This window comes from Giesbergeria giesbergeri (assembly GCF_054779375.1).
Window position 1 is genome coordinate 522,878 of sequence record NZ_BAAGYJ010000001.1, and the last position, 17,554, is coordinate 540,431.

A 17,554-nucleotide genomic window follows, 5' to 3' on the forward strand; every position below is an offset into this window, starting at 1 on the left:
TAGGGACTGCATAGAATCAAAGTATGCAACGCTTGCAAGCCTTCAAGTTCGAGCTCATGCCCAATAGTGCGCAGCAGCGCGACATGTGCCGCTTTGCTGGGGCGCGTCGGTTTGTCTATAACAAGGCGTTGGCACTGCAAAAAGCCAACTATGCAGCGGGTGGCAAATTTATCAGTTATGTGGAAATGGCCAACCAGCTACCACAGCGGAAGGATGAGTTGCCTTGGCTCAGGCAATCGCCTTCCCAAACCTTGCAACAAGCGCTCAAAGATGCAGAGCGTGCGTTCAAAAACTTCTTTGAAAAACGTGCAGGTTTTCCGCGCTTCAAGCACAAAGGCCGTGCGGAGAGTTTTCGTTTTCCACAGGGCTTTGAGATCGACCTAGGCAACCGCCGTATCAAGTTACCGAAGCTGGGCTGGGTACGCTTTCGGCCAAGCCGCAAGCTCCTTGGAACAGCCAAAAACATCACGGTAAGCCACTCGGCTGGCAAGTGGTTTGCCAGCATCCAAACCGAACGCGAAGTGGCTCCCCCTGTCCCCACTGCGACCACCGCCATCGGCATCGACTTAGGTATTGCCCGCTTTGCCACCTTCAGCGATGGCGCTTTTCTAGCACCCCTGAACAGTTTCAAGCGCCACCAAGTCCGGCTGGCACGCTACCAGCGGCGCATGGCGCGCAAAGTCAAATTTAGCAGCCACTGGAAAAAAGAAAAAGCCAAGGTCCAAAAAATTCACACGCGGATTGCAAACTGCCGCAAAGACTTCCTGCACAAAGCCACTACAGCGATCAGCCAAAACCACGCGCTCGTTTGTATCGAAGACTTGCAGGTCAAAAATATGTCGAAATCGGCACAGGGTTGCCAAGACAAGCCGGGTAAGAACGTCCAAGCCAAGTCGGGCTTGAACCGCTCCATTTTGGATCAGGGTTGGAGCGAGTTTCGGCGGCAACTGGAATACAAACTGCAATGGTCGGGCGGGATGCTGGTAGCGGTATTGCCGCAAAACACCAGCCGCACCTGTCCGGCTTGCGCTCATGTGTCCAAGGACAATCGGCGCACACAGGCGCCGTTTCTGTGTGTAGCCTGTGGCTACCAAAACCACGCGGATGTGGTGGGGGCCATGAATGTTTTAGAGCGTGGATTACGCTTGTTAGCCTGTGGAGAGGATGTCAGCCGCGCCAAAGTTGCAAGACCTAAGCGTGCAGCCTCAGTGAAGCAGGAACCCACTGAGGCGACCAGCACAAACACGATGCTTGTGACTGGCGCGGTAGGAATCCCCTGCCTTTAGGCAGGGGAGGATGTCAAGTCGCATTTTTTCGGGCGAGGTGGCTTGGTGGTATGGATGAGCAAAGTCGCCTTGTCCATCTCTCCGGCCAGCAGTGCGGGCCAAGCCTTCAGCGCATGGGAAATACTGTCTTCTATCAAGGTACGCTGCTCAGGTGCCGGCTTTTTCAGCACCCAATGTGGCACCTCGGTTTTCACACCAGGGTGTCCGATGCCGATGCGCAGCCGCCAATAGTCAGAAGCCCCCAATTGGGCATGGATATCGCGCAGACCATTGTGGCCGCCGTGGCTACCACCACGCTTGAGCTTGATCTGACCAGGAGAAAAATCCAATTCGTCGTGGGCCACCAAGATTTCGTCAGGGGCAATCTTAAAAAACCGCGCCAAAGCAGCCACCGATTTGCCCGACAAGTTCATGAAGGTTTGGGGTTGCAACAGCCAGACCGTGTGACCATGCACATTGGCCCGTGCGGCCAAACCCCAATAGCTGCGTTCGGGCTGCAAATGCACCTTGAGTTCACGCGCTAGGGCATCAATCCACCAAAAACCCGCATTGTGGCGAGTGGCTTCATATTCCGGCCCTGGGTTACCCAGGCCAACAAACAGCTTGATCATGTGCGCAAAAGGGGATCAAAAAAGCGAACGGCCCACGCAGGGTGGGCCGTTGTGCAAGACGGTGGCTGCCGGAGCTGCCACCACAGACAAGAAATTACTTCTTGCCCTTGCCCTTGCCCTTGGCGGGAGCGGCAGCAGCCACGGGTGTTTCCACCACGGCCACAGGAGCCACCACGGAGACCAGAACGGGGTTGTTTTGGCTGCCACGGGTAACCGCAGTAACGCCACGGGGCAGCTTGATGTCCTTGAGGTGCAGAGCAGCACCCTTCTTCAGGCCGCTCAGATCCACTGCGATGAACTCGGGCAGATCCGAAGGCATGCAGGTCACGTCCAGCTCATTCACCACGATGTTCAGTGTGCAGTGCTCAACCTTGACAGCGGTAGATTCGTCAGCGCCTGTGTAATGCACAGGCACCTTCAGGTGCAGCTTGGTCTTGGCATCGACACGTTGGAAGTCGATGTGCAATACTTGTTGCTTGTAGGGGTGGTATTGCACATCGCGCAGCACAACCTTGATGGTTTGACCGCCCAAGTCCATGTCAAGCACGCTGGAGTGGAAGGCTTCCTTCTTCAGGGTATGCCACAGATCATTGTGATCCACTTCAATGGCTTGGGGCTGGGCTTCACCACCATAGATGATGCCGGGGGTACGGCCAGAATTACGCAGACGGCGGCTCGCACCCGTGCCTTGCTTGGCGCGCTCAAAAGCGACGATGTTCATGGGATTTCTCCGTGAGAGGTGCACCGCGACCAGTGTCACCTTCGGTTGTAAAAAGACCCTCGCCAACAACAGGAGAGGGCCAGGCTTTTGGTCAGAATCAGAACTGGTCGTTCTGGTCTGAGAACAAACTCATCACCGAGTCGCCGTTGGCAATGCGTTGGATGGTCTCGCCAATCAACGGTGCCACAGAGAGTTGGCGAATCTTGGTGCAGGCACTGGCGGCAGCACTCAAGGGAATAGTGTTGGTCACGACCACTTCATCCAATGCGGATGCGGTAATGCGGTCAATGGCAGGGCCAGAGAAGATGGGGTGCGTACAGTAGGCATACACGCTCTTGGCACCACGCGCCTTGAGTACCTCGGCGGCTTTGACCAACGTACCAGCCGTGTCAATCATGTCGTCCATGATCACGCAGTTGCGGCCTTCGATCTCGCCGATGACATGCATCACTTCAGAGACATTGGCCTTGGGGCGACGCTTATCGATGATGGCCAAATCACAACCGAGTTGTTTAGCCAGCGCACGGGCGCGCACCACCCCCCCCACGTCAGGGGAGACCACGATCAGGTTTTCGTAATTTCTTTGGCGCAAATCACCCAACAACACGGGCGAAGCATAGATGTTATCTACAGGGATATCGAAAAAGCCCTGAATTTGGTCAGCGTGCAAATCCATAGTGAGCACACGGGCCACACCCACGGTTTGCAACAGGTTGGCTACCACTTTGGCCGAGATGGGCACACGGGTGGAACGTGGGCGGCGATCTTGACGGGCGTAACCGAAATAGGGAATGACGGCGCTGATGCGTTCTGCCGAGGCGCGCTTGAGCGCATCGACCATGATCAGCAGTTCCATCAGATTTTCGTTGGTGGGGGCGCAGGTGGATTGCACCACGAAAACATCACGGGCACGGACGTTTTCCTTGATTTCCACGGTGACTTCACCATCAGAGAACCGACTGACATCAGCGGCCCCCAAGGTAGTGCCAAGGTGCTTGGCAATGTCAGCAGCCATACCAGGATTGGCATTGCCAGTGAAAACTATGAAATCGGGAGGATTGGCTTGCATGAGCTGCCCAGCAATCTGACTGAAGAGTGTGTGCCTGCAAGAGGCGAATTTGGCAGGGGAAGAAGGATTCGAACCTTCGCATGCCGGAATCAAAATCCGGTGCCTTAACCAGCTTGGCGACTCCCCTACACAGGCCTACTGAACGTTATTCAGCAAGCCTTAAATTATATACCTGAAATCCAACTGCTGAGTGGATGAATTTTCAGATTTTCACATTTTTTTACTTGCCAAGTGCTTGGCGCATCGGCAAGATTGTCGGCATGTGATAGCTGTGCAAACACAGCACTTCCTGATCCCGTCATTCTAGCATTTAACCCTTGAAGGTTGAGCCAGCTGAGTGCCTTTTTTATATCAGGGCACAAAGACTCAGCTACAGGTTGCAGGTCATTGTGTCCAAACGCATACGGCGAGCTACGGAACTGCGCCATTGTAGCATTGGCTGAATCACGTTTCAAATGGGGCGCTGCAAAAATGGCTGGCGTCTCTAAACCCGCTGCGGGCTTGACGACTACAAACTGTGCGGAGGGCAAGGCATATTCGCCCGTCAAAGGGGTGATCTGCTCACCAATACCTTCTACCCAAGCATGGTGCCCACCAAGAAAAAACGGCACATCAGCGCCCAAGGGCAGCCCAATACGGCTCAAGGTGGCACGGTCTAGATTCAAGCGCCAGAGCCGATTGAGTGCCAGCAAGGTACTGGCCGCGTCGGAGGAGCCCCCCCCCATACCCGCCTGCGTTGGAATACTTTTATGAATACCAATATGCACCCCCAGTGTGCAGCCCGTGGCGCGTTGCAATGCCTTGGCCGCACGCACAATCAAGTCGTGCTCGGGCAACGGGGTGTTGAGGTCTTCGCGGCTAATGTGACCATCTTGGCGCAATTCAAAGTGCAGGGTGTCAGACCAGTCTATGAGCATGAAGACCGATTGCAGCAGATGGTAGCCATCATTCCGGCGCCCCGTGATATGCAGAAACAAGTTGAGTTTGGCTGGAGCCGGAACATCGTACAAAGCTTGCATGGTGTGGCAAATCAGTATTCAAACGTGATGCGCAAGGTGGTGTGTGGCTCGGGGCTGAACCGGGTCGCAGTCAGACGCCCTTGGGCAATGGCGCTGAGGTCTGTGCTCCAACCCTCGATGGCGGTGGGCTGACCCGCTAGCCAATCGAACAGGGCGACAACTGGGATGGGTGCGCCGGTGTCACGTTCAAGCAAGGCCTCGATAGAGCTGGCTTCTTCGGTAGTGTGGCCGGTTTCCAGCCGTGCCCCTTGTGGGTTCCAGTGCAGTTGTGCCAGCGTCTGGCCTAAAGGGCCAGTCAGTTGCAGACTGCCAAGATGGGCATTGCCTTGTAACTCAAACGCAGCGATGAATGAGCGCGAGGGATACCCTTCAACTTGCAAAGCCAGTCGACCACTCCAAAGCGTGCGCTGCAGCAATCCGTGGCTACTGGGGGCGGCTGGTGGCTGTGCGCAACCCCACAATGCCAGCGGTACACCCAGGCACCACAGCAACGCCGAGCGGCGTGGGAGCGCAGATTGGTGGCAGTGGTGCATCAGGGTTGGATGCCAAAACGGCGCATGGTCTTGTGCAAGGTCTCGTTGTCGGGTTGTTGCCGTAGGCCTTGTTGCCAGACGGCGCGGGCCCGTTCAGGTTGCTTCAGAGTCCAGAGCACTTCACCCAGATGGGCAGCGATTTCTGCATCAGGGCGGCGCGCAAAAGCCGATTCCAGCAGTTGCAGTGCCAGGGTGTGTTCACCAAGCCGGAATTGCACCCAACCTAGGCTGTCTGTGATGAACGGATCGTTAGGAGCGTACTTGAGGGCTGTTTCGATCAGCGCCTTGGCCTCGGTCAGACGCAAGCCCCGGTCGGCCAGTGAGTAGCCCAGCGCATTGTAGGCGTGGTGAAAATCTGGTTGACGCTCGATAATTTGGCGCAGCAGCCGCTCCATTTCATCCAGCCGGCCCAGTTTGTCGGCCAGCATGGCATGGTCATAGAGCAGCTCATTATTGTCTGGTGCCAAGGCTGCCAAACGGGCTTGGAGTTCGTAGGCAGGGGCATATTGCTTGGCATCACGCAGCAATTGCACTTCAGCCTGCAATTTGAGTTGTTCTTCTTGGGGGGTCTCGGCTGGCAGACTGCGCACCAACGCCCGGGCTTGGGCCAATTTGCCTTGGCGGGCCAGCAATGCAGCCCGTTGCGTTTGGGCACCCAAGCGATCATCAGGGTGGTCAATACGGTTGAGCCAAGCATCCGCTTGGCTGTACTGCCCACGCTTTTCGGCAATCTGGGCATGCAACAGGTAGGCCTGCGTCAGGCTTTTGCTGGGTTTACTGCCCGGTTCTTCTTCTGTGGCCGTGAGGGTAGTGAACTTGTGGAGTGCGGCTTCTGCCTCGGGCAATTGGCCGTTTTGTAAGTAGACCGCCGCCAAGAGAAACCACGCTTCGGATTGCTCGGGTGTCTGGCTGGTGAGCACTTGCAGCTGTGCCTGTGCTTCAGGATAGCGTTGAGTGGCTAACAAGATACGGGTATAGCCCAAACGCAGGTTGGCACTGGCTTGAGGTTGTGAGAAGTAATGCTCTACCGAAGCAGCCGCAGTGGCCTCACCGCGCTCTAACAACTCCAGTGCCAGCAGGGCGGCGGCTTCGTCGGCAGGGGCGAAGCGTTGGGCTTGTTGCACTGCGTGCAAGGTGCCGGGCGGGTCTTCGGCTTGCAGACGCAACCGGCCCAAAGCAGCCCATGCGGCAGCCCCCGTCTCGGGCTGTGTCAAATAGGGGGCCAGCACCTGCTCCACCAAACTAGCAGCCAGTGCTTTGTCGCTAACGCGGCGGTACAACGGCGGCAACGCCAACAAGGCGCTCACCCGGCTGGCAGACGGGGTGAGTGCCAGTTCACGGGTCAAGGGCCCGACAGTGTCGCGGATACGATTGAGTGCCACAAGGATTTGCAGTACATAGCGGTTGGCCTCACGCGACTGGGGCCAGGCCTGTTGCCAAGCGCGTGCCGCTGCCAATGCCGACTCCCCCGAGCGGGCTTGCAAGGCCATGTCTGCCGCACGTTGGTAGAGCTTTTCGTCATTGCTGTTGCGAGCGGCCTCCAGCATTAAGGCAAAGCCGGTGGCCGGATCGCCCGTGCGAGCGGCCATTTCGCCCAGCAGGATTTCATAGAACACTTCGGCATCCAGCGCCGCTTGGCGTGCTTCCTGCACCGCACGGCGTTGACTCTGCGCTGCAGAATCCGATTTGGTGGAGGCCGCCCCAGCCATTGCCGAACCTGCGGTAAGGGCGGCGGCAATGGTGGAGAGCAGGAAACGGTGGATGGAAGCCATGAACCATAATAATCGATGCTTCAACATCGGTTCAAAGTGGTGATACATGCCTGAATTGCCAGAGGTAGAGGTAACGCGCCGCAGTTTTGCCCCAGCAATTGTCGGGGCACAGGTTATGGCGGTACGAGTTGGCAAGCCTTTGCGTTGGCCGCTGGGTTGTGCGCCTGCCATATTGATCGGGCGAGTGGTGCAGTCGGTACGCCGACGGGGCAAATACTTATTGCTCGATCTGGATCAGGGGTTGTTGCTGTTGCACTTGGGCATGTCGGGCAGTTTGCGTTTTGCCACAGAATTGCCACCGCCTGGCCTCCACGACCATTTTGACCTGCAAACAACGCACGGTGTTTTGCGTTTGCATGATCCACGCCGTTTTGGCGCCGTGGTGTACGCCAGCAGTGCGCAAGATCCGGTGGTGTGCAAGTTGCTTGGCCATCTGGGCATGGAGCCTTTGTCTAGCGATTTCAGTCTGGAGGCCTTTGGGCAAGGGCTGCGGGCTAGTCGCTCCAGCATCAAGCAAGTGCTGCTAGCGGGTAAGGTAGTCGTGGGTGTAGGCAATATCTACGCCAGTGAAGCCCTGTTCATGGCAGGTATTTTGCCGACCGTGGCCGCTCGCGATCTGACGCCTAAACGGGTAGGATTGCTGCACCAAGCAATCCAACAGGTGCTTGCCCAGGCAGTGGCCAGTGGTGGTAGCACTTTGCGTGACTTTGCCAGTGCCGATGGCCAGAGTGGTCATTTCCAACAGCAAGCCCATGTTTATGGACGTGAGGGCGCTCCCTGTCATACTTGCGCCACGCCGGTGCGCATGGTGCGCCAGGCGCAGCGCAGCAGCTATTACTGCCCACGCTGTCAGCATGAGTAAATCTTTGGACACAGCTCTGTGCTGATGTCGTGCTGACGGCCAAAAGCAGTGTGTTCTGTTGCAGACAGCTTTTCGATTTCCAGGAATAAAGTGGGATCTTCATTCAACGATCAGTTTGAGCAACATGGCCATTGGCGGCGTGCATTTGCCCAGCAGTTGAAGCAGCTGGCGCAATGGATGGACGCCCATGAGCTGATGGATGCCGCAGTGCAAGAGCGATTACAGCGGCTTGAGGCCCAAGTGCGCTCAGACAAGATCATGGTCGCCTTTGTTGCGGAGTTTTCGCGCGGCAAGTCCGAACTGATCAACGCCATCTTTTTTGCCAAATATGGCCGCCGCATCATGCCCGCCAGTCCAGGACGCACCACCATGTGTCCGACGGAACTGGGTTATGACAGTGCGGAACCACCCAGCTTGCGGCTGTTGCCCATCGAAACCCGCCTGCAAGCGCCCAGCCTGACCGAGTGGCGGCTCAAGCGCGACACGTGGGTCACCATGCCGTTGGACATTCACAACGCTGACCAGATTGCCGTAGCCATTGAAAAAGTGGCCCAAGTGCGCCGTGTCAGTGTGGATGAGGCCCGGGCATTGGGCTTTTGGCATGATGAGCTACCCGAAGAAAACCCCGCCCCCGATGCCCACGGACAGGTGGAAGTGCCCATGTGGCGCCATGCCATCATCAACATGCCGCATCCATTGCTCAAGGATGGGCTGGTTATCTTGGACACCCCTGGCCTCAACGCGGTGGGGGCAGAGCCTGAACTGACGGTCAACCTGATCCCACAAGCCCATGCGGTGGTGTTTATTCTGGGGGCTGATACAGGGGTGACGCGCTCTGATCTGGCCATCTGGCGTGAGCATCTGGCAGCGCCCCAGGGCAGCAACGATGCGCGGTTGGTGGTGCTCAACAAGATCGATACGCTCTGGGATGCCCTTAACACCCCGGAGTTGGTACGCACACAACTGCAACGCCAATGTGCTACCTCGGCCCAAATGCTGGGTGTAGGCATAGGGCAGGTGCTGCCGGTGTCGGCACAAAAAGGGCTATTGGCCAAAATCACCAACGACGACGCTCTCTTGCAGGCCAGTGGTTTGCCAACCTTGGAGGCCGCCTTGGCGCACGGCATCATGGGGCAGCGCCAAGCTATTTTGCGGGCGGCTGTAGCAGCTGGAGTGGCCAGTCTGAATGCCGAGATGGCACGCGTGTTCAACATCCGCCGTCGTGATCTGGACGATCAGATGTTGGAGTTACGCAGCCTGCGGGGCAAAAATGCTTCGGTGATTGAGTCGATGCGCAGTCGCATTGAGCAGGAACAAACTGAGTTTGACCACAGCGCAGCCAAAATACAGGCGGTGCGCACAGTCCACCTGAAATTGCTGCAAGATGTATTTCAGCAATTGGGGGCCAAAGCACTCAAAGAACAAATGCGCGCCTTGGTGGAGGCTTTGCAGCAAAAAGGCCTCAAACTGGGTGTGCGCAAGCAGTATGCCGAGACCTTTGAACATTTGTGCACCACGCTGGATGCCGCCCAAGCGTCAGCCACCGAAATTCAGGCCATGCTGGGGGGCACTTTCAGCCAACTGAATGCAGAGTTTGGTTTTTCCTTGCAAGTGCCCGCTGCCCCCCGCATGGAACAGTTTGCCGCTGACTTGGTACGCATTCAAGAGAGCCACTTGCAGTATTTGAGCTTGGGTAACGCCCTCAAGTTAGCCAACCCCGATTTTGCCGAGCGTCTGGGCCGGGCGCTGTTCATGCGGGTGCGGGCCGTGTTTGAGTCGGCTGCCAACGATTTGGAACTGTGGAGCAAAACAGCCACAGCCCAGCTTGATGCGCAGTTGCGTGAGCGCCGGCGCAGCTTTACCCGCCGCATTGAGGCGGTAGACCGCATTCAATCAGCGGCCAGTGGTTTGGTAGAGCGCATTGCAGAAATTGAGGACAGCGAGTCCACCCTGGCGCACCTAGAGCAGCGTTTGCAGGCACATACCCAACAATTGTTGTCTTTGTCTGGTGTGTCGCCACAAAATGCTGCGATGGTTGCGGCCACATGAGTGCGTTGGCTGATCAGGTGGTGGCTTGGCAAGCACAGCATGGCCGCAACCACCTGCCATGGCAGCAAACGCGCGACCCCTACCGGGTCTGGCTGTCAGAGATCATGCTGCAACAAACCCAAGTCAGCACGGTGCTGGACTATTACGCCCGCTTTCTGGCACGCTTCCCAGATGTGGCGGCCTTGGCTAGCGCATCACAAGATGATGTGCTGGCACTGTGGAGTGGCTTGGGCTACTACAGCCGAGCGCGTCATTTGCACCGCTGCGCCCAGATGGTAATGGAGCAGCATGGAGGACGGTTCCCGCCCACAGCCGCTCAGTTGGCACAGTTGCCAGGCATAGGCCGCTCCACAGCAGGAGCAATTGCTGCTTTTTGCTTTGCCGAGCGGGTGCCCATTCTGGATGCCAATGTGCGCCGGGTACTGACCCGTGTATTGGGCTTTGGTGCCGATTTGGCTGTGGCGGCACATGAGCGCCAGCTTTGGGATGCAGCCCAATCGTTGCTGCCCAAGCACAACCTGGAAGTGACCATGCCTGGCTACACCCAGGGCTTGATGGATTTGGGGGCCACAGTGTGTGCCGTGCGCAAGCCCAGTTGCCTGCTGTGCCCGCTCAACAGGCAATGCGTGGCGCTGGCACAAGGACAGCCCGAACACTATCCCGTCAAAACACGCAAACTGCAACGACAAGCACAGTCGTGGTGGCTGTTGTGGCTCCAAGATGACCAAGGACGGGTGTATTTGCAACGTCGGCCTGCATCAGGCATTTGGGCCGGACTGTACTGCTTGCCAATACACGGGTCTGCGCAAGAGTTGGCCCAGCACCCGGCCTTGGCAGAAGCCACCGGGGTGGAACATTTGCCAGCCTTTGTGCATGTACTCACGCACCGTGATTTGCATTTGCATCCGGTGCGTGGACGGGTGGGCGCGTCCGAATTTGCACACGAAGACGGTGGCTGGTTTACCCCCAAACAATGGCCCGATTTGGGCTTGCCCGCGCCTGTCCGAAAATTACTGTCGGCCGGGTAAAGGCTTGAGACGGTTTGTTGATGAAAATATTGTTCGTTCACCCCCATTTTCCAGGGCCATTTGCCGCATTGGCAACCATGCTGACCACGGAGGCCACACATACCCTGGTGGCTTTGGTGGCTGCACAGGCAGAGCTTGCAGCCACATGGCAGGGGGTCACGCTGGTGGCTTGTCCACCACCGCGTGCCAGCGCGGCAGGCCTGCACCCTTGGTTGCAAGAAGCAGAACGCCAAACTTTGCGTGGCGAAGCAGCCTGCCATGCAGCATTGCAACTACAGGCGCAAGGCTTTACGCCCGATGTCATCGTGGCCCACCCCGGCTGGGGAGACAGCCTGTTTCTCCAAGAGATCTGGCCCCAAGCCCGACTGGGGCTGTACGCCGAGTTGTTCTACCAACCCGACAGCGTTGCCACGGGTTTTGATCCGGAGTTTGCGGCCCTTGGCCCCTTGGCCGCAGCCCCCTTGCGCTTAAAAAACCTACCCCACCTATTGCACTGGCAGGACGCCCAAGCCGCCATCAGCCCCACGCAATGGCAAGCGGACACCTTTGCCCCTGCTTTGCGCGAGCGCATCACGGTGATTCGTGATGGCATAGACACAGCAGCCATTGCCCCCCATCCAGACATCAGCCTCACGCTCAATGGTGCTTTGACCCTGACGCGCACACAAGAGGTAGTCACATTTGCCAGCCGCACGTTGGAGCCTTGCCGGGGCTTTCATGTTTTCATGCGCAGCCTGCCACTGTTGTTGCGGCTACGGCCCCAAGCACACATCATGATTGCCGGTGGCACAGAAGGTGGTTATGGCCCCCGACCCGACAGCGGCCAAAGTTGGCGTGATGTGCTGGTGCAGGAGCTGCAGCCGCAACTAGAAGCTGCCGATTGGGCACGGGTGCATTTTGTTGGGCAGGTGCCCCATGCCAGCTTGATCGGTCTGTTGCAGTTGTCTAGCGTGCATGTCTACCTGAGCTACCCCTTTGTGTTGGGCCGCAGTCTGTTGGAGGCAATGAGCGTAGGCTGTGCCATTGTGGGCAGCGATACGGCCCCGGTGCGGGAGGTATTGCAGCATGGTCACAATGGTTGGCTAGTCCACTTTTTTGATGCCCCTGCGCTGGCCCACACCGTGGCCCAATTGCTGGCCGATGTCCCCACACGCCAGCATTTGGGTGCCCAAGCTCGGCAATGGGTGCAGGCCCACGCTGATCTACACCAAGTGACTCTGCCCCAACAACGGCAATGGTTACAGGCGCTAGCGGATGCAGTGTTGCCAGCAGCAACCGCTATGCCAGCCGCCACGCCGCTGCCCCCTCCGCTCACGGTTTTGGCCCAATTGCGCCAATCATTGGCTGAGGTGCGGGCGTTGCTCGCAGAAGAGGATCAGTAGCAGGCCACTCCTGCTCACGCAGTGGTGCCACGCACCAGTGCCAAGTAGTCGCGCCGAGTTTCTGGCGAGACACTGGCGACCAGTTGCGCATAGGGTGTTTGGTGGCGGGCTTGCATTCGTGCCGATGCCATAGCGTGCGATTTACAAAACCAGTGGCAGGTGTGCTGCATCAAGAACAGCTCAGCCGACATGGTGAAGGCGCGGTCTCGCTCGGATTGACCGGGGTGTGCTTGTGCGGCACGGGTCAGTCCGCGCGCATGGATAGCCAATGCCTTGCGCATGTCAAAAGTGGCCTTGGGCCACCAAACATCGGCCAGAGGCAACGGCAGCGCCAACCGACTGATGCGGGCGCTGGCGGCGTCCACCTGAGCGAAGTCTGTGGCAAAGCGGCTGAATTGCTCACACAATTGGTTCTCCGTAGTAGCGAGCAAATGCCAGATTTGCTCGCGCCTTTCGGGGGTGCTTTCACCCAAAGCACGAAGATAACCTTCCGTGAGCGCCTCCATCAATTTTTCGATTTGATAGGGGTGCAGATAGTGGCCTAGCAGCACAATGCGGCGGCGCTGGTGGCGGTTGTTGAGCCAGTACAGCCCCAGCGTCAGCACCAAGGTCAGGGTCAGAATATCCATTGCAGATGCGCAGCGCCGTTGAAAAAAGCGCCAAGTGTAGCTATGCGGGCCAGATTCAAGCCAGACGGAAGTTGGCAATTTCCGACAGCAGCCCATTGGCCTGTGTTTTGAGTTGTTGCACTGTCGCCATGGTGTTCTCCACCATGCTGGCGTTTTGTTGCGTATCTTGGTCTAACCGGTGGATAGCTTGGCTGGTTTGCTCTACCCCAGCGGCTTCTTCTTGGGCGCTGCGGGCAATGTCGGACAACAATGTGCGAATGTGCTGGGCATTGTCTAGCAACTCACGCATGGTCTCGCCTGCATCACGGGCCACGCTGGCACCTTGCCCGGCTTGGGACACACTGTCGGTGATCAGGTGCTTGATCTCTTTGGCCGCTTCGGCGCTGCGCTGTGCCAGCGCCCGCACCTCACTGGCCACCACTGCAAAGCCCCGGCCCTGCTCACCCGCGCGTGCAGCCTCCACAGCCGCGTTGAGGGCCAGAATGTTGGTCTGGAACGCAATGCCGTCAATCACGCCAATGATGTCACTGACCTTGCTAGAGGTGGCATTGATGCCGCTCATGACTTCCACCACCGAGGCAATCACCTGGCCGCCCCGATTGGCAGCCGCAGCATTGGTTTGTGCTGCCTGTGCGGCCTGTTGCGCCCGCTCTGCCGTGGAGCCTACGGTGGAGCCTATTTGTCGCATAACAGCGGCCTGCTGCTCTAGACTGGCGGCGGCAGAATCGGTACGGTCCGACAGCTCCAGGCTCGCCCCTGCAATTTGGTTGGCTGCCGCATCCAGCTCGGTGGCCGAGTGTGAGACTTTGTCGATCAGTGCATGGAGCGATTCGTAGGCAATGCGCAAATCGGCAATCAGCAGTGCCGGTTCGTCTTTACCCCAAGGCTTGCTGGGAGCGCGGCGCAAGTCTCCACAGGCCATTTCTCGCAGATGTGTGCTGATCAGCGCCAGCCCACCTCGGGTCACAAGATAAAAAGAATAAAACAAATAGGCCGCCAGTGCGACAAAGACGGTAGCGACCGTCCCTAGGGCGTTGCGTTCATGGAGCAAACGGGTTTCGCGCTCAGCCAGCAGACTGTCCAATGCTGGCAGACCTTGCTGATAAAAGCCCAAAAACGAAGACAAGGCTTGGCTACCCAAGGCATAGACTTCTGGGGCGCTGCGAGCCGCACTGATCAGGTGGGCCGGGTCGCTCACTTGTTGGTGGTAGGCCCGGGCCTGCACCAGCAAATCGAGCCCGAGTTGATCGCGCAGCGCAGGTTGTGCCTTGGTGGCCCGATCCAGATGGCTTTGCATATCGGCTAAGCCCAATGCCACTCCAGCTTCCCAAACAGCATACCGCCGGTGCTCCTGCAGGCTAAGCCCTCCCTTGGCAACACCAAAGCTGCTCCAACCCCAGAGCTGGCCCAAATCCTCGGCCACACGGGGCATAGACAGCACCAAGGCACTGGCCAAATACAGGCTGTCGAGTTCGGGATCGAGCATCAGCTGGGAGTTGTCGCCTATGTCACGCAGCAGTGCCACCCCTGCTTCTGTGACCGGGCCAAAAACGGTACGGCCTTGCGCATCGACACCCCGACTGGCTCTGGCCGTGTCCGTCCATGTTTGCTGTAGGTGGGCCATCTGGCCGTGCAGTTGCAAGGGTGCGCCCTCTGCCGCCAAAAATTGCGCCAATTGGTGCAAAGACTGATCTACTTTGGTGCGTGCAGCCATGTAGTCTGCCGATGGGTCTAGCCCCCCCATGCTGGCGCGTGTGGCATTGCGGGCTTGCAAAATCCCCTGCATCACAGGGGCGTAGTGCTGTATGGCCATGACACCCAGCCGTTCTTGGCGGGTGAAATCAATCTGTTCCTGCTTGGCCTGAATGGCTACCATGCCCAAATAGAGCAACGGTATGAGAAAGGCCAGTGAAATCCAACTGGCCTTGGCACCAAACCCCATGTTACGCATCCATTTGACGCCAGGCGCCCAAAATCCGTGGGGATAAAAAATGTGATGGTGGGCAAGCCTAGCCTTGGCCGGAATAGATGAGCGAAGCGGGAACGACATCGGTGGCAGATCTCCTGTATGCCAAATATCCAAGGCGGCATTGACGGTGTCATGACAATGCGGTGCCAGTGGCGAGAAGAGATCGGAGCAAGCAAGATCAAGACCAGAACAGGCTCGAGAGGTCGTTGACAAAGATGGGCATGTCTTTCCACAGGCCTTTCAGGCGCTTGTCAGCCACCGTGACCCATTGCGGTTGGTACAAAAAGGCGTGTACCGCGTCTTCGGCCAACATGCGTTGCGCATCACCCAACAGCCGAGCGCGGTCTACCGGGCGAGCGGCCGCTTGGATTTGTGCGTACAGTGCCTGAAAAGCCGGTGAACGGTAACCCCAGTAGTAATCAGGCTTGGCAAAATTTGCCAAGTCAAACGGCTCCACATGGGAGATGAGGGTGAGGTCGTAGTTCTTGTGCTGATAAGTGGCACTGAGCCATTGGGCCCACTCCACGTTTTGCAATTTGACCTGGATACCCACCTTAGCCAATTGGGCCGCCACGATCTCCCCCCCCTGACGGGCATAGGGTGGCGGGGGCAAGGTCATGCTGAGCTTGAGTGGCTGCTGGATGCCTGCCTCACGCAACAGCCGCTGGGCTTTATCGGGGTCATAAGGGTTGATGCCAGTGGTGTCGACATAACCAAACATGCCCGGCACGTAGTGGCTGCCAATGGGCACCCCGTAGCCATCGGCGCCACCGTCGATCAAGGCTTTGCGGTCAATGGCGGCCGCAATAGCACGACGCACCCGCACATCATGGAGCGGTTTGCGCGCGTTGTTGATCGCCACGATGGTTTTGGCGCGCGAGTTGCTCACTACCACCTGAAAGCGTGGATTGACCTTGAACTGGGCCACACTGCGTGGGGCTACACGGGCAAACAGATCTACATCGCCCGCCAATAGCGCCGCCACCTGAGCTGCCGGATCGGCAATAAAGCGAAAGGAGGCCTGGCGAATGCGCAGTGGCGCTGTGTTGCGAAAGCCGCTCCACAACTCTAACGTTAACGAGGAACCTTTGCGCCACTGTTTGAGCTGATAAGGGCCAGTGCCCACTGGCCGGGTGGCGTTGGTGGCAGCACTTTGTGGCTCCACCATTGCGGCGCTGGCTTGGCCGAGCATGAACAAAAAGTCGGGGTCGATGTCTTGGTGCCGGATGATGATGGTGTGCTCATCTACCACCTCGGTGCGCAGCCGAGCAAAGCTGCTTTTGTCTTTGTTGGTGCTTTTGGCACTGCCAGCACGCTCTAGTGAGAATTTGGCTGTGGCCGCATTGAACGGTACGCCGTTATGAAATTTGGCATCTTTGCGCAACCGCAAAGTTGTGGTTTTCAAATCGGGGGAGACCTCCCAGCTCTCGGCCAGCAGTGGCGAGACACTGCCATCGGCATTGATTTTGGTGAGGGTCTCAAACAGGTTGTAATGAACGATCTCGCCAATGGCCGAGGCCGCGCCAGAGGTTGGATCTAAGCCCGGTGGTTCTAGGTGCAGCGCCAATACCAGCGTATCTTTGGGGGGTTGTGCAAAGGCAGGTAGGGCCAAAGAGGCGCTGACCAAGGTGCTGCTGGCCAAAAGGGTGCGGCGGTTGAACATGGATGGAACAGTTTTGAGGGCAAGAGAGGGCACCTACCCAACCAAGGGGCGGTGGTGTGCAGGCAGATTCTCATCGCCTGTGTTGGCAATGCGCTGGCGCAAGGTCTGGCGTCGGCGAGCACGGCCTGGATCGATTTGTGGCACCGCTTGCACCAAGGCTTGGGTACAGGGGTGGCGGGGGTCAGAAAACAGCGCCTGTGGCGCACCGCGCTCTACCACCCGGCCCTGATCGAGCACCAGAACCTCATCGCACAAATGCTGCACTACGGCAAGATCGTGGCTAATGAGCAAATAACCCAAGCCATGCTGCTGTTGCAAATCGATCAGTAAATTGAGCACCTGCGCTTGCACCGATACATCCAACGCACTGACTGGCTCGTCAGCCACGATGAGCAGAGGTTGGGTAATGAGCGCGCGTGCAATGGCAATGCGTTGGCGCTGTCCGCCTGAGAATTGGTGGGGGTATTTGTCCAGATCGCTGCTGCGCAGGCCCACTTGCGCCAATACCTGCGCAGCCTGTTCCCGCTGTGCTGTGGGATGAATCGCTTGCCCTAACGCCCGCAGCGGCTCGGTGACGATGCGCTCAATGCGCTGGCGCGGGTCGAGAGAGCTGTAGGGGTCTTGAAACACCATCTGCATATTGCGCCGTGCTTGGCGCAATGCCGATGGGGCCAAGGTGTGCAGTGTGCGGCCCAGTAGCCGCACAGAGCCTGTGGCAGGTTGCAGCAAGGCCATGACCAACCGAGCCAATGTGGATTTTCCCGACCCAGACGCCCCCACAATGCCCAAGCTGCGTCCGGTGTGCAGGGTAAAACTCACATCGTGCAGCACCGCCCGTTGTTCTGGCACCGACCAAGGCCAGCGCCGGTGCAAGGGGTAGCTGAACCCCAACCCCTGTGCTTGCAGCAGGGGCAATTCAGGCAGACGGTCTAGGTTGGGGGCGTGCCAAGCCATGCCGGGC

15 protein-coding genes and 1 tRNA gene are annotated in these 17,554 nt (G+C 58.0%); 5 read left to right on the plus strand and 11 right to left on the minus strand.

Annotated elements, in window-relative coordinates; translation table 11 throughout:
- Positions 1–23: 23 nt before the first annotated feature.
- Entirely contained in the window at positions 24–1,286 is a 1,263-nt protein-coding gene (locus ACYVB2_RS02355) for an RNA-guided endonuclease InsQ/TnpB family protein (RefSeq protein ID WP_382429399.1), read from the plus strand.
- Here the strand turns inward: ACYVB2_RS02355 and pth are convergent.
- The 7 genes from pth to ACYVB2_RS02390 all read right to left on the minus strand — a co-directional run bounded on the left by pth (position 1,283) and on the right by ACYVB2_RS02390 (position 7,011).
- Complete coding sequence (gene pth, locus ACYVB2_RS02360) at positions 1,283–1,897, minus strand: aminoacyl-tRNA hydrolase (RefSeq protein WP_382429397.1); 615 nt, start codon at positions 1,895–1,897, stop codon at positions 1,283–1,285. The genes ACYVB2_RS02355 and pth overlap by 4 nt on opposite strands.
- 94 nt (positions 1,898–1,991) lie before the next feature.
- Complete coding sequence (locus tag ACYVB2_RS02365) at positions 1,992–2,618, minus strand: 50S ribosomal protein L25/general stress protein Ctc (protein ID WP_382429395.1); 627 nt, start codon at positions 2,616–2,618, stop codon at positions 1,992–1,994.
- A 97-nt stretch (positions 2,619–2,715) separates the two neighbouring features.
- Positions 2,716–3,687, minus strand: coding sequence for a ribose-phosphate pyrophosphokinase (locus ACYVB2_RS02370; protein ID WP_382429393.1), 972 nt, complete (start codon positions 3,685–3,687; stop codon positions 2,716–2,718).
- A 50-nt stretch (positions 3,688–3,737) separates the two neighbouring features.
- Positions 3,738–3,814: transfer RNA gene (locus tag ACYVB2_RS02375), tRNA-Gln, on the minus strand.
- A 37-nt stretch (positions 3,815–3,851) separates the two neighbouring features.
- Positions 3,852–4,706 (minus strand): 4-(cytidine 5'-diphospho)-2-C-methyl-D-erythritol kinase, encoded by an 855-nt coding sequence (gene ispE, locus ACYVB2_RS02380; RefSeq protein ID WP_382429391.1) that lies wholly within the window; start codon positions 4,704–4,706, stop codon positions 3,852–3,854.
- Between the two features lie 11 nt (positions 4,707–4,717).
- A complete protein-coding gene (locus ACYVB2_RS02385) occupies positions 4,718–5,239 on the minus strand; it encodes a lipoprotein insertase outer membrane protein LolB (RefSeq protein ID WP_382429389.1) in 522 nt (173 codons plus the stop codon).
- Positions 5,239–7,011 carry a tetratricopeptide repeat protein gene (locus ACYVB2_RS02390; RefSeq protein WP_382429387.1) on the minus strand — a complete coding sequence of 591 codons (1,773 nt, stop codon included), beginning with the start codon at positions 7,009–7,011 and terminating at the stop codon, positions 5,239–5,241. The genes ACYVB2_RS02385 and ACYVB2_RS02390 overlap by 1 nt, the downstream gene beginning before the upstream one ends.
- Before the next feature lie 46 nt (positions 7,012–7,057).
- Between ACYVB2_RS02390 and mutM the strand changes: the two genes are divergently transcribed.
- The 4 genes from mutM to ACYVB2_RS02410 all read left to right on the plus strand — a co-directional run bounded on the left by mutM (position 7,058) and on the right by ACYVB2_RS02410 (position 12,332).
- Positions 7,058–7,873, plus strand: a complete 816-nt coding sequence (gene mutM, locus ACYVB2_RS02395) for a bifunctional DNA-formamidopyrimidine glycosylase/DNA-(apurinic or apyrimidinic site) lyase (protein ID WP_382429385.1) — start codon at positions 7,058–7,060, stop codon at positions 7,871–7,873.
- 90 nt (positions 7,874–7,963) lie between these two features.
- Positions 7,964–9,922 (plus strand): dynamin family protein, encoded by a 1,959-nt coding sequence (locus ACYVB2_RS02400; RefSeq protein ID WP_382429383.1) that lies wholly within the window; start codon positions 7,964–7,966, stop codon positions 9,920–9,922.
- On the plus strand, positions 9,919–10,950 hold the full coding sequence (gene mutY, locus ACYVB2_RS02405) for an A/G-specific adenine glycosylase (RefSeq protein WP_382429380.1): 1,032 nt from the start codon (positions 9,919–9,921) through the stop codon (positions 10,948–10,950). The genes ACYVB2_RS02400 and mutY overlap by 4 nt, the downstream gene beginning before the upstream one ends.
- A gap of 20 nt (positions 10,951–10,970) precedes the next feature.
- Positions 10,971–12,332 (plus strand): glycosyltransferase, encoded by a 1,362-nt coding sequence (locus ACYVB2_RS02410; protein ID WP_382429377.1) that lies wholly within the window; start codon positions 10,971–10,973, stop codon positions 12,330–12,332.
- A gap of 14 nt (positions 12,333–12,346) precedes the next feature.
- On the opposite strand, the gene ACYVB2_RS02415 is transcribed toward ACYVB2_RS02410, so the two are convergent.
- From ACYVB2_RS02415 to ACYVB2_RS02430, 4 genes are all read right to left on the minus strand, one after another.
- Entirely contained in the window at positions 12,347–12,961 is a 615-nt protein-coding gene (locus tag ACYVB2_RS02415; RefSeq protein WP_382429375.1) for a hypothetical protein, read from the minus strand.
- A 55-nt stretch (positions 12,962–13,016) separates the two neighbouring features.
- Positions 13,017–15,011 carry a methyl-accepting chemotaxis protein gene (locus tag ACYVB2_RS02420; RefSeq protein WP_382429373.1) on the minus strand — a complete coding sequence of 665 codons (1,995 nt, stop codon included), beginning with the start codon at positions 15,009–15,011 and terminating at the stop codon, positions 13,017–13,019.
- A 97-nt stretch (positions 15,012–15,108) separates the two neighbouring features.
- The gene (locus tag ACYVB2_RS02425) at positions 15,109–16,593 is read right to left on the minus strand and encodes an ABC transporter substrate-binding protein (protein WP_382429371.1); all 1,485 of its coding nucleotides are present in this window, start codon (positions 16,591–16,593) and stop codon (positions 15,109–15,111) included.
- 33 nt (positions 16,594–16,626) lie between these two features.
- The gene (locus tag ACYVB2_RS02430) at positions 16,627–17,547 is read right to left on the minus strand and encodes an ATP-binding cassette domain-containing protein (protein WP_382429785.1); all 921 of its coding nucleotides are present in this window, start codon (positions 17,545–17,547) and stop codon (positions 16,627–16,629) included.
- Between the last annotated feature and the right edge of the window lie 7 nt (positions 17,548–17,554).